The sequence below is a fragment of the Burkholderia sp. Ac-20345 genome (assembly GCF_017104825.1).
Classification (GTDB): Bacteria; Pseudomonadota; Gammaproteobacteria; order Burkholderiales; family Burkholderiaceae; genus Burkholderia; species Burkholderia lata_B.
Genome location: NZ_JAAGPO010000010.1, coordinates 29,464 through 42,340 on the forward strand (window position 1 = coordinate 29,464; position 12,877 = coordinate 42,340).

General features: G+C 61.5%; 11 protein-coding genes. 2 read left to right on the plus strand and 9 right to left on the minus strand.

What is annotated here, in order from left to right; translation table 11 throughout:
- Nucleotides 1-8: 8 nt before the first annotated feature.
- Together G3O06_RS06955 and G3O06_RS06960 are read right to left on the minus strand one after the other, a co-directional pair.
- Nucleotides 9-1,400 (minus strand): HAMP domain-containing sensor histidine kinase, encoded by a 1,392-nt coding sequence (locus tag G3O06_RS06955; RefSeq protein WP_205815523.1) that lies wholly within the window; start codon nt 1,398-1,400, stop codon nt 9-11.
- Nucleotides 1,401-1,411: 11 nt separating this feature from the next.
- Complete coding sequence (locus G3O06_RS06960; RefSeq protein ID WP_069248317.1) at nt 1,412-2,086, minus strand: response regulator transcription factor; 675 nt, start codon at nt 2,084-2,086, stop codon at nt 1,412-1,414.
- A 216-nt stretch (nt 2,087-2,302) separates the two neighbouring features.
- Here G3O06_RS06960 and G3O06_RS06965 point away from each other — a divergent pair, with 216 nt between their 5' ends.
- Nucleotides 2,303-2,602, plus strand: coding sequence for a DUF4148 domain-containing protein (locus G3O06_RS06965; RefSeq protein WP_174918719.1), 300 nt, complete (start codon nt 2,303-2,305; stop codon nt 2,600-2,602).
- Between the two features lie 108 nt (nt 2,603-2,710).
- Here the strand turns inward: G3O06_RS06965 and cyoD are convergent, their stop codons facing one another.
- From cyoD to G3O06_RS06995, 6 genes are all read right to left on the minus strand, one after another.
- Complete coding sequence (gene cyoD / locus G3O06_RS06970; RefSeq protein ID WP_011352504.1) at nt 2,711-3,043, minus strand: cytochrome o ubiquinol oxidase subunit IV; 333 nt, start codon at nt 3,041-3,043, stop codon at nt 2,711-2,713.
- Nucleotides 3,044-3,652, minus strand: coding sequence for a cytochrome o ubiquinol oxidase subunit III (cyoC, locus tag G3O06_RS06975; RefSeq protein WP_011352505.1), 609 nt, complete (start codon nt 3,650-3,652; stop codon nt 3,044-3,046).
- A complete protein-coding gene (cyoB, locus tag G3O06_RS06980) occupies nt 3,652-5,658 on the minus strand; it encodes a cytochrome o ubiquinol oxidase subunit I (RefSeq protein WP_205815524.1) in 2,007 nt (668 codons plus the stop codon). Before cyoB ends, cyoC begins: the two co-directional genes overlap by 1 nt.
- A 3-nt stretch (nt 5,659-5,661) precedes the next feature.
- Complete coding sequence (cyoA, locus tag G3O06_RS06985; protein WP_174967332.1) at nt 5,662-6,549, minus strand: ubiquinol oxidase subunit II; 888 nt, start codon at nt 6,547-6,549, stop codon at nt 5,662-5,664.
- Between the two features lie 275 nt (nt 6,550-6,824).
- On the minus strand, nt 6,825-8,354 hold the full coding sequence (locus G3O06_RS06990) for an NADH-quinone oxidoreductase subunit M (protein ID WP_205815525.1): 1,530 nt from the start codon (nt 8,352-8,354) through the stop codon (nt 6,825-6,827).
- Between the two features lie 460 nt (nt 8,355-8,814).
- Entirely contained in the window at nt 8,815-9,117 is a 303-nt protein-coding gene (locus G3O06_RS06995; RefSeq protein ID WP_205815580.1) for a hypothetical protein, read from the minus strand.
- A gap of 303 nt (nt 9,118-9,420) precedes the next feature.
- Between G3O06_RS06995 and G3O06_RS07000 the strand changes: the two genes are divergently transcribed.
- Nucleotides 9,421-10,626, plus strand: coding sequence for a tyrosine-type recombinase/integrase (locus tag G3O06_RS07000; RefSeq protein ID WP_241019564.1), 1,206 nt, complete (start codon nt 9,421-9,423; stop codon nt 10,624-10,626).
- Nucleotides 10,627-10,868: 242 nt separating this feature from the next.
- Here G3O06_RS07000 and G3O06_RS49935 read toward each other — a convergent pair whose 3' ends face one another.
- Nucleotides 10,869-12,827, minus strand: a complete 1,959-nt coding sequence (locus G3O06_RS49935) for an AAA family ATPase (RefSeq protein WP_205815526.1) — start codon at nt 12,825-12,827, stop codon at nt 10,869-10,871.
- Nucleotides 12,828-12,877: the final 50 nt, after the last annotated feature.

Here is a 12,877-nt window from a genome sequence, read left to right on the forward strand (position 1 = left end):
TGACGCCGTCATGCGAGCGAGCGCGGCCAGCACTCGACCGTGATCGCCGCACCGGCCAGTGGCGCATCGCCGATTCGCAGCGCGAAGCCGTGCACGTGCATCACCGCCGAGACGATGCTCAGTCCCAGCCCCGAGCCGCTCACATGGCGCGTGCGCTCGCCACGATAGAAGCGCTCGAGCACCGCGTCGCGCTCACCTGGCGGGATGCCAGGCCCGGTGTCTTCGAATCGCACGAGCGGCCCGCTCGGCGTTGAATGGAGCGCGACGCGCACGCGGCCGCCCGGCGGCGTGAACTTGATTGCGTTATCCGCGAGATTGCTGAACGCCTCGAACAGCAGCGCACGATCGCCATGAATGCGGTCGACCGTTGTCGCGGCGAGTTCGAACGACACGTCGACGGCCTCGGCCAGCGGTTCATAGAGCTCGCATACGTCGCGCAGCAAGGCCGTGACGTCGACCGCGGCAAAGCCGCCGCGCCGGCTCAGCGTGCCGATCTCGGAGATGCGCAGCATCGCCCGAAAGCGCTCGAGCAACCGGTCGGTCTCGTCGCGCGCCGTCGCGAGCAGTGCCGACGACGCGGGATCGTCCGCGCAAAACGGCTGCTCCGCGAGCCGGGCCAGCATCGTGTGCACGCGTGCGAGCGGCGTGCGCAGATCGTGCGCGATGCCATCGCAGGTATGACGTACCTCACCCATCAGCCGCTCGACTTCGTCGAGCATGTGGTTCACGAGATGCGCGAGCAGGTCGAGTTCGTCGTAGCGTCCGACCGGCAGCCGCTTGCCGAGATCGCCCTCGGCGATCTGCCGCGTGACGCGCCGGATCGCGGCGACGCGACGCATCTGCCGCATGCCGAGCATGCTGCCGCCCGCGATGCCCGCGATCAGGATCATCACGCCACCGATCACGAGCCCGCGGATCGCGACGTCGCGGATCTGGATGAAATGCGACAGGTCGCGTGCGACGACCAGCGTCATCCCGTTGTCGCGGCGTACGGCCATCGCACGCGTGATCGGTGCGGGCTGGCCGTCGAGCGGCGCAAGCGTGCGGTTCAGCGTACGTCCGTTGCGATCCGTACGCAGTGCGGGCGGCGTCGCAATGTCCCCGGCCACGCGGCGCCCGTTCGCGTCGAACAGCCCGTAGAAACTGGTATGCATGTGCTCGTGCTCGAGCCGCCGGTGGATCGCGAGCGGCAGCTCGGCATCGGGAATCGAATCGAAATAGATCAGCTGCCACGCGAGCACCTCGTCGGTGTCGCGCGTCATCGTGTGCGTCGCGGCCACGCTGATCACGCCCGCGAGCACGAGCAGCGAAACCGAGAAGATCGCCGCATACGCGCACAGCCAGCGAAACGTCGTCGTGTGCCAGCGGCGCGTGAAGTTCGCCGCGCGAGCCGCATCCATCCGGGCCTCCGTCACGCGAGCATGTAGCCCGAGCCGCGCACCGTCTGGATCATCGGGGTCGCGCCGGGCGGATCGATCTTCTTGCGCAGCCGGCCCATGTGGACGTCGATCAGGTTGGTGCCGGGATCGAAGTGATAGCCCCACACCGTCTCGAACAGCATCGTGCGCGTGATCGTCTGGCCCGCGTTGCGCATCATGAATTCGAGCACGCGGAACTCGGTCGGCAACAGCGGAATCTCGTCGGCCCCGCGACGCGCGCAGCGCGAAATGAGATCGAGCTCGAGCGCACCGACCTTCAACAGCGTCTGCTGCGGCACGCCCGACGCCTGCCGGCGACGCAGCAGCACCTCGATGCGCGCGCTCAGTTCGCCGGAGTCGAACGGCTTCGTCAGGTAATCGTCGCCGCCCGCGCGCAGCCCGCGGATGCGCTCGTCGACATCGCCGAGCGCGCTCAGCATCAGCACCGGTGTATCGATGCCGACCGTGCGCATCGCGGTCAGGATCGCGAGGCCGTCCGCGCCCGGCAGCATCCGGTCGAGCGTGATCGCGTCGTACGATGCACTCATCGCGCGCAGCATGCCTTCGCGGCCGTTGTCGATCCAGTCGACCTCGAACCCGCGCGCGGTCAGTTCGCCGACGATTTCGTTCGCGGTCACCGCATCATCCTCGACCGTCAGTACTCGCATGGTTGCCCTCGCAATGAACGTCATGACGGGCGCACGCGATGCGCCCGCGACTATCGTAGACGCCCCGATCGCCGTCCGGCGTTACATGAAAAATGCTTCATCCGGTGCCTTGGCGCACGGGTGAAACATGTTTCATCCGTGCGTCGCCCGCCCCGTCGTGCGCGCCGCCTACGCTGACGTCATGCGGCATCGGGCCGCGCAACCAGGAGCTACCGGATGAAACTGTCGACCACCGTCGCCTGCATGCTGCTCGCATGCGCCAGCACCGCCGCGTTCGCGGCACCTCACCTGACACCGCAGGAATGCAACGCGTACCCGTTCGTTCACACCGGCCACGACGTCACGCATGCGGACCTCGTGCGCGAGCTGACCGAACTCGAACAGGTCGGCTACGATCCCGCGCACGCGAGCCCTTACTACCCCGACGATCTCGACGGCGCGAAACATCGCCTCGCCGCCGAGTACCGTGCGGACTGCACGCATGCGCTGACGGCCGATGCGAGCACACCGCATTGATCCCGCGGCCCGGCGCAACGCGGCCGGGAAAAACAAAAAGGCGGCACTCGCGTGCCGCCTTTTTTGCATGAAAGCGCATGGATACCGACCGCTGCGCCGCGATGCCGCTCAGCGCGACATCATGTTCATGCTGACGTTGTGCATCACCCACAGCGTGCCGACGATCAGGATCGCCGCGGTCAGCACCGTGTAGCTGAACGCCATCACGTTCCAGCGCTGGCCCGACGAGCCGTTCATGTGCAGGAAGTACACGAGGTGCACGACGATCTGCACGAACGCGAGCACGGCAAGCGCGATCAGCGACGCGTGCGGCGACAGCACGCCGCCCATCACGAGGCCGAACGACGCGGCCGTGAGCAGCACCGACAGGATGAAACCGGCGACGTAGCCGCCGACACTGCCGTGCCCTTCTTCGAGTTGAGACGAATGCGAATGGGCCATTTAGATCACGCTCGCGAGATAGACAAAGGAAAACACGCAGATCCACACGATGTCGAGAAAGTGCCAGAAGAGGCTCAGGCACGTCAGGCGTCGCAGGTCGCGATCGGTCAGGTCGCCGCCGCGGAACACGATCTGCCCGGCGAGCACGATCATCCACAGCAGGCCGGCCGTCACGTGCAGCCCGTGCGTGCCGACCAGCGTGAAGAACGCCGACAGGAACGCGCTGCGCTGCGGGCCCGCGCCTTCCGCGATCAGGTGCGAGAACTCGCGCAGTTCCATCACGAGAAACGCCGCGCCGAGCACGAACGTCACCGCGAGCCACGCGAGCAGCGCGCCGCGCCGCTGCTTGTACGCGGCGAGCATCGCGAAACCGTACGTGATGCTCGACAGCAGCAGCGCGGCGGTTTCCACCGCGACGCCCGGAATGTCGAACAGGTCTTTCGCGGTCGGCCCGCCCGCATGCTGCTGGCCGAGCACCGCGAACGTCGCGAACAGCGCTGCGAAGATCACGCAGTCGGTCATCAGGTACAGCCAGAACCCGAACACCGAGTGCGACGGCGGATGGTCGTCGTGCTCGAGCAGGGTTGCGCTCAAGGTTTTCTGCAACATCAGTTGGCCTCCAGTTCCACGTCGTCGACGCGCGCGGCCACGCGCTTCGTCGGCTGCTTGTCTTCGATCTTCCGCACCGTCGACGCGGGGACGTAATAGCCGTCGTTGTCACGCGAGCTGTAGATCACGAGCGTCGCGACGATCCCGACCAGGCCGCCGATCGCCATCCACCAGATGTGCCACACCAGCGCGAAGCCGAGCACCAGGCTGAAGATCGCAATCACAAGGCCCGCGCAGGTATTCGACGGCATGTGGATGTCGCGAATTTCCGCCGGGTTCGGCCGGCCGTCGCCGCGCGCCTTCATGTCGGCGTACGCGTCGAGCGTGCGCACCTGCGGGATCACCGCGAAGTTGTAGTCGGCCGGCGGCGACGAGGTCGCCCACTCCAGCGTGCGGCCGCCCCACGGATCGCCCGTCGTGTCGCGGTACTCGGGCAGGTTGCGGTTGCGGATGCTGACCACCAGTTGCAGCAGCTGGCACGCAATGCCGATCGCGATCAGCACGGCGCCGAATGCGGCGACCAGCAGCCACGGATGCCAGGCCGGGTTGTCGTAGTGGTTGATCCGGCGCGTCATGCCCATGAAGCCGAGCACGTAGAGCGGCACGAACGCGACGTAGAAGCCGATCTGCCAGAACCAGAATGCCGCCTTGCCGAGCTTCTCGTTCAGCTTGAAGCCGAACGCCTTCGGGAACCAGTAGTTGAAGCCCGCGAGATAACCGAACAGCACGCCGCCGATGATCACGTTGTGGAAGTGCGCGATCAGGAACAGGCTGTTGTGCAGCACGAAGTCCGCGCCGGGAATCGCCATCATCACGCCGGTCATGCCGCCGAGCGTGAACGTGACCATGAAGCCGATCGTCCACAGCACCGGCGTCGTGAATTCGATCCGGCCGCGGTACATCGTGAACAGCCAGTTGAACACCTTCACGCCGGTCGGGATCGCGATGATCATCGTCATGATGCCGAAGAACGCATTCACGTTCGCACCCGAGCCCATCGTGAAGAAGTGGTGCAGCCAGACGAGGAACGACAGCACCATGATCGCGCAGGTCGCGTACACCATCGTCTTGTAGCCGAACAGCGGCTTCTTCGCGAACGTCGAGATGACTTCCGAGAAGATGCCGAACGCCGGCAGGATCAGGATGTACACCTCAGGGTGACCCCATGCCCAGATCAGGTTCAGGTACAGCATCGCGTTGCCGCCGGCTTCGTTCGTGAAGAAGTGCATGCCGAGGTAACGGTCGAGGCCGAGCAGCGCGAGCGTCGCGGTCAGGATCGGGAACGACGCCATGATCAGCACGTTCGTGCAGAGGGCGGTCCACGTGAACACCGGCATCTTCATCAGCGTCATGCCCGGCGCGCGCATCTTGATGATCGTCACGAAGAAGTTCACGCCGGTCAGCAGCGTGCCGACGCCCGAGATCTGCAGCGCCCACAGGTAGTAGTCGACCCCTACCCCCGGACTGAACTGCAGCTCCGACAGCGGCGGATACGCGAGCCAGCCCGTCTGTGCGAATTCACCGATCACGAGCGAGACGTTGATCAGGATCGCGCTGACGGCCGTCATCCAGAACGAGAGCGAGTTGATGAACGGGAACGCGACGTCGCGCGCACCGATCTGCAGCGGCACGACCAGGTTCATCAGGCCGACCATGAACACCATCGCCATGAAGAAGATCATGATCACGCCGTGTGCCGTGAAGATCTGGTCATAGTGGTGCGGCGGCAGGTAGCCGGGTGCGTTGTACGAGAGCGCGAGCTGCATGCGCATCATGATCGCGTCGGCGAAGCCGCGCAGCAGCATGATCAGCGCGACGATGATGTACATCACGCCGAGCCTCTTGTGGTCGACCGTGGTCAGCCATTCCGTCCACAGCCATTTCCACCGGCCGGTGATCGTCAGTGCGGCGAGAATGCCCAGCACGGCCAGCCCCATGAAGGCACCGGCCACCATGATGATGGGCTGATCGAACGGGATCGCCGATAGTGTGAGTTTGCCGAACATGCGTTACCCCTTCGTGCCGCAGGCGGCGTCCTTCAGGTCGAGGACGTGGCCATCGTTGTATTTCGCGATGATGTTGTGGAAGAGCCGCGGGTCGACCGACGAGAAGTAGCGCACGGGCGCCTTCTCGCTCGGCTGCGCGACGGTGCCGTATACGGTCGCGTCGAGCCGGTCCGGCGACGCCTTCACCTTCTGCACCCATGCATCGAACTGTTCGCGCGGCTCGGCGAGCGTGCGGAACTTCATGTCGGAGAAGCCGCGGCCGCTGAAGTTGGCGGACGTGCCCGCGTAGTTGCCGGGCTCGTCGGCGATCAGGTGCAGGCGCGTCTGCATGCCGGCCATCGCATAGACCTGGCCGCCGAGCTGCGGGATGAAGAACGAATTCATCACCGAATCCGACGTGATGCGGAAGTTCACCGGCGTGCCGACCGGAATCGCAAGCTGGTTCACCGACGCGATGCCGAGTTCCGGATAGATGAACAGCCACTTCCAGTCGAGTGCGACGACCTCGACGTCGATCGGCTTCACCGACGACTCGAGCGGCTTGTACGGGTCGAGCTCGTGCGTGGTCTTCCACGTGAGCACGGCGAGGAACAGGATGATCAGCGTCGGCACCGTCCAGATCACGACCTCGATCGCAGTCGAGTGCGACCAGTTTGGCGCGTAGGTGGCGTTGCGGTTCGACGCGCGGTAACGCCACGCGAACCACAGCGTGAGCAGAATCACCGGCACGACGACGATCAGCATCGCCCAGGTGGACGTCGCGATCAGCGCCTTTTCGGCAGCACCCACGCTTCCTTTCGGATTTAGTACATCTAAATTACAGCCTGACAGGCTCAAAGCCGCGCCGATCGACATCAGCGCCGCCCCGCCTTTTGAAGCTTTTCTTTTCATCACACAGCCCGAGGGTCATTGAATCCGTTTGCGTATGCCCGATGCGCATTCGATTCACGAAAGTGGCCGAATCATACGTCGCGCGAGTGCGATGAAAAACCAGCTAATGCGGAAAATCATCATTGCAGAATCTGCCGTGAGACAGATTGTCGCGGGGCAATTTCACGCAGCCGAAAGCCGGCCCGGCGCTGCCTGCGCCGGACCGCGATCGAATCGATGTATGCGCAACGACCGCACCGCCGTGCGATGCACCCCGCTCGTGCGACGTGCCGCGATCAGCCGCGCGTCGATGCCATGTATGACGGCTGCGGCTGCGCAGGGCCGTCCCCCGTCGGCAGCTTCGAATGGCTCGCGTCTTCGATCAGCCTGCCGACGGTCGGATCGATCGCGTCGGTGAACGGCTTCGGATCGATGCCGACCGCCAGCACGACCAGTGCGAGCGACGCGAACATCACGATCTCGCGACGGTTCAGGTCGGCGAGCTTCGCGATCCGCTGGCTCGCGACCTTGCCGAACACGACGCGCTTGAGCATCCACAGCGTGTACGACGCGCTGAGGATCAGCGTGAGTGCCGCGATGGCGCCGATCCAGAAGTTGAAGCGGATCGCGCCCATGATGACCATGAACTCGCCGACGAACCCCGACGTGCCCGGCAGGCCGACGTTGGCCATCGCGAACAGCACCGTGAAGGTCGCGAAACGCGGCATCACGCCCGCGACGCCGCCATACGCGGCAATCTCGCGCTGCTTCGTGCGATCGACGAGCACGTTCACGCACAACAGCATCGCGCCCGCGACGAAGCCGTACGACACGAGCTGCACGATCGCGCCTTCGACGCCGATCCGGTTGAACAGGAACAGCCCGAGCGTGACGATCCCCATGTGCGCGACCGTCGAGTACGCGAGCAGCTTGCCGAGATCGGTCTGCGCGAGCGCGATCAGGCTCGCATAGACGATCGCGAACAGCGACAGCGCGATCACGGCCGGCGCGAAGAAGTGGCTCGCATCGGGCGTGACCGGCAGCGCGAAGCGCAGGAACCCGTAGCCGCCGAGCTTGAGCATCGCGAGCATCAGCGCAGCACCGGTCGGGCCGTCGGTGTAGACGTCGCTCAGCCACGTGTGGACCGGCCACATCGGCACCTTGACCGCGAATGCGACAAAGAAGCCGAGGAACACCAGCAACTGCGGTGCGAAGCCGAGCTGCAGCGTGCGCCAGACGGCCATGTCGAACGTATGCGACTGCGCGTACAGGTACAGCATCGCCATCAGCAGCAACAGCGAACCGGCGAACGAGATGAAGAAGAACTTCACGGCCGCGTACACGCGACGCTCGCGTCCCCACGTGCCGATCAGCAGGTACAGCGGAATCAGCGTCGCCTCGAAGAAGATGAAGAACAGCAGCCCGTCCTGTGCGACGAACACGCCGACCATCAGCCCCGACAGGATCAGGAACGACGCGTAGTACTGCGCGACGCGCACCGTGATCGACTCCCACGACGCCACCACCACCACGAGCGTCGTGAACGCGGTCAGCACGACGAGCCACAGCGACGCGCCGTCGATGCCGACCCGCCATCCGGAATTGAATGCCGCCAGCCAGTTGCGGCTTTCGGCGAACTGCATCGCAGCCGAGTGCGCATCGAAACCGGCGACCAGCGGCACGACGGCCGCAAGCCCCACCAGCGCGCCGACGAGTGCGATGAGCCGCGTACGACGCGGATGATGGTCGGAACCGGCGCGCAGCAGGCACGCGCCGAACAGGATCGGAGCCCAGATGGCCAGGCTCAGGAAGGGGAAATCATGCATGTCAACGAGGCCTTGATGAAGTCGCGCACTGCATCGGGGACAGGCGAGACGAAAGGAACGAAATCAAATCGACAGATAGATTTCGTGAATCGCCAGTGTTGGCAAAATGTAAAGCGGCATCACCGGAAAACTTGACGCCGCTCAAACGCGATCGGGTTAACCAGCATAAGGCGATTGATTATTTTCTGCAGCGCAGCAGAGCATCGTTTTTTAGCGCGGGCCTATACCACTGATTTTTATGAGTAATTTTTTGTATTGCCCGATGAGAACGATCACGAAAATCGACGCAGTGCCGCATTTTTGACGCTGGCGGGCCATTTCGAAGGGTCGAAACGCGTTGATTGACGACTGACAGGACAGCAAGTGCGTGGCCGCCTATCCTTACAGCAATACTTTCATTTGTATTTCATTTCGCCTGGATCGATGCAGGTCGAGCGAATGCTCGCTCCGCCTGCGCCCTTCATGTTCCCGACCGCGATCGCTGGTGACTCGGATGGCCGCATGCGCGCATTGTCATCGTGCGATGGCGGTCGTGTTGCGCGGGAAAATGGACGAAGCGGCTGTCACGCGTGCCATGGATCGGCGACGATGCCAGCGTCACCGAATCGACGATATGACACGCGTCGATCATCCCACCAGGGGCGGGCACGTCGACATGTCCGTCGACGGGTCGATGAAGGAGGATGGTCAAAACGGAATGCGAGCCTGCCCTGGCCAGCACCTTGAGTCGCTGCCAGACGATACGCGACATGTAGCGCACCATCACCGCTCAAGCCGGGCACGCATTGGATCGGGGCGGGCCCCACCCGAATCCGCCATCGAAAGAGATCCGGCCACATCGCGCGTCAGGCTATCGGTGGCCGGAAAAAGAAAAAGCCCCGCAAGTCCGAGAACTTGCGGGGCTTTGTCACCGCTTTTGGCGGAGACGGAGGCCGCCAAACCCGGCTCCAGCGCGATCCACCCCAATCCAAACATCCCCAAACAATTCAATCACTTGCACTTTCAAAGTGTCCAATTTACCCTAACACTATCCAACCCCATCCAGCGTTTTTTGATGGGCTAACTGATGGGCCAAAAGACGATGTTAACTGACAAACAAGCAAGAGCACTTAAGCCTGGCGACAAGCCAGTCTTTGATGGAAAGGTCACTGGACTACTGTTGACGCCGTCCCAATCCAACTGCAAATGGACGCTGCGGTTCACAAGCCCCGTGACTGGCAAGCGGCGAGACGCCGGCCTCGGCACGTACCCGGAAACGTCGATTGCTGAGGCTCGCGAAAAAGCGCTTGCCATGCGCAAGCTCATTGACAGCGGTGAAGATCCGATCGACCAGCGTAACCGGGAGCGCGAAGCGGCCGCCGTCGTCGCAGCCGCCCTTACATTCGAGAAAGCCGCCCGAAAGGTTCATGAAGAACTCAAACCGGGCTGGAAGAACGAGAAGCATGCGGCACAATGGATCAACACGCTTGAGACCTACGTTTTCCCGAAGCTCGGAAACCGCAAACTCGATGCCATCACCCCCGGGGATTGCGCGGACGTTCTGCGCCCAATCTGGCTAACCAAGTCCGAAACCGCAAGCCGCACGCGGCAACGAATGCATGCTGTTATGCAATGGGCCTGGGCACACGGTCACATCACCGCGAATCCGGTCACAGTCATCGATCACATCCTGCCAAAGCAGTCCAGCAAGCCGGAGCACCAACCCGCAATGCCTTGGCAACAAGTTCCCAAATTTGTCACGGCTCATCTGGCCGAGCACAAGCCGACCGACAGCACGCGTGCGGCGCTGCTCTTCCTGATTTTGACCGCTACCAGAAGTGGCGAAGTAAGGGGCACGACATGGGACGAATTTGATCTGCGCTCCGGCACTTGGAACATTCCAGGTCATCGCATGAAAGCCAAAGAGCCTCATCGTGTTCCGCTATCATCACATGCGATTGCCCTTGTCAAGACTCTCAAGGAAATTCGATTGCACGAAACGCTAGTGTTCCCGTCTCCGCGAGAAAAAGTGCTGAGCGACATGACATTGACAGCCCTGCTTCGCCGCGTCAAAGCCGAAAGCGATACGCCCGGTCGCTTGGCGACCGCTCACGGCTTCCGGTCGAGTTTCCGTGACTGGGCGAGCGAACATGGCTATACACGAGATCTTGCCGAACGCGCTCTTGCTCACACCGTCGCCAATAAAGTCGAAGCGGCATACCACCGAACAGATCTACTCGAGCAACGCCGTCCGCTGATGGAAGCTTGGGCTCAGCACGTCTATTCCCGCTGATACCTCCTCGCGAAACGAAGGGACATAAAGGGTTACCGGCCACTCCGCCGGTAACCCTTCGTCACTTCTGGCACTGTGTAGGCAACTTTGGACAATTGAACTCATGCTATCCGTACCGCAGCTCTTCGGCACCGGCTCAACGGCCTGGACGGCTAGAGCCAAAATCCGCATCGCGTCTCGCTTCCACTATTCTCCTTCGATAATGGCCCGGCTCCCTTCGACCGCGCCAGACCAGCGAAGGTCTACGCGGCCCCTTTGAAGCGAAGGTTATCGGCCAAACCATTGGCAGTCGCCCAAGTAATCACCTCGCTTTTCAACGCATCCAAATAGTCGTTACCGGATGCGAACGCGGCATCTGCAAAAGGCTCGTGCTGAGCACCGCTCAACAGGTCTGAGAGAAGATTCTGAACTTTCTTTCCAAGTGCTTCGTCCTCTTTGACAGCGAGATACGCATTTAGCGGCTTGTCTTTCGAAACTTCGTCCCCACCGAGGTACCGCTCGAAATCCGGCACACTCACCCGATGCCGAACCGTAACATTGGCGGCACGCGCTTTCAAAACCTCATCGCGTATCTTCCTGTTCTCTGACCACATCCCATTTGCAGTGCCGTCGCGCTTAAACGGCGGGTCAGCGTCGTGGACGACACCAAAATCTATTTTGAAATGGGTTAGCACTCGGATAAGAGGCACAAGAACTGCCTTTCCGCGTGCTCGCACAACAGTAACCCGGTCGATAAGCTCATGTTGACGTTCGAGTATAGACGCGATGAAGGCAGCGTGCTCAGTGTCACCCTCGACGACGATCGGATACGATCCAAAAAATATTTCCGCCAAGCTTGGATCTATGTGCTGTAATGCCTGCAATCTCTTCTTTTCATCGCCCTGGAACTCAATAAAGTCCGAGCGGTAGGTCTTGGGAGTGATCGCCCCAACATCATCATCAGCGACACGCTCAAGCCGTACGATCGTCGTGTGATCAACGAGCGGGTTAATAAAATATGGGGAATGAGTCGTCATCATCACCTGCCAGTCCGCGCTCTCGGCAAGCTTATAGAGGTGCCGCTGCGCGGCGCGGGCCGCCATTGGATGAAGTGCGTTCTCCGGCTCGTCGATCAGTAATAGATAGCCCGGGAATGCGGGATCGTCCGGACTTTCCGGAATAGCCCCGCCATCGTTAAAAGCCTCTATCCGAGCCTCTATTTCAGCGAGTTTGTCGGGATTCGGACCAGATTTTTGTTGAGCTTTCTTCTCGTCGGCAAGCTCCTTCGCAAGCTTTTTACTGTGAGCCTCACGAAGTTCCTTATCTCTCGTCAGTTCGTTATGCACCTGAAGCATGGCCCAAAAAAGCGCTCTCTGCGCGCCGGTACCTTGCTGAACAAGCGATGTGTCCGCTTTTCCATCCTTGATCCGGAGACCAGATCCGTCCTTGACTAGTCCCTCGATTTTGGGCGCCCAAGGCGCAGCCTCGATATTCAAGCGCACGTCCAGCTTTGGAAATATTCCCTTGAATCCTTCCGTGACCTTCTGCGCAATCTTATTGAAATGATCCTGATGATCGGCGCTCAATCCATTGATGTGCGCGATCACTGAAGCAAGCGCTTTCGCCAGCGGCGAATCGGAAGTCGCCCGTTCTTTCTCAATCACGGCAAGAAGAGGCGTCAATGCAAGAGTCAAAAGCTTGCTTTCTGTACTCTCCGCATCGTCCAACGATCCAATCCGAAGTACACGCGGCAACCGTGAATTGAATACCGGGTCTGCACCGCCGGCCTTTCCATCCTCCGCCCAGTTTCCGATCTCCGGGTCCCAGGTGGACCGCAAGCGCTCAAAATTTGGCGCAGCCCATTGCCACCGGCTTCGCACTATCAGCAACCCATCTTTTTCTATTTTCCATTTCTCGTGAACATTCCCTATATTCTTCGGAATGTGAGCCTCGATCTCTATTTCCGAGGGCTGATCATCAGCAGCAGACTGACACCGATCTCGCGCCATATCAAATGACTGCGCACCTTTCGCAAGCTCATACGCGCGCAGTACAGTAGATTTTCCCGAATTGTTCCGTCCGACAAGGCAAACGATGTCATCCAGTTCAACCGTGACGCCTTCGTTTCCAATGCACCCAATGTTCCGCACCGTCATGCGCACGAGCTTTGATCGCGTAGTCACATTTTCCCCCGGGGAACGTTTTTCATTTTCAACAGGCACTCATGGTCGAACTGGCATCATCAATTGTCAAGAGCAATGGCAGTCCGCAG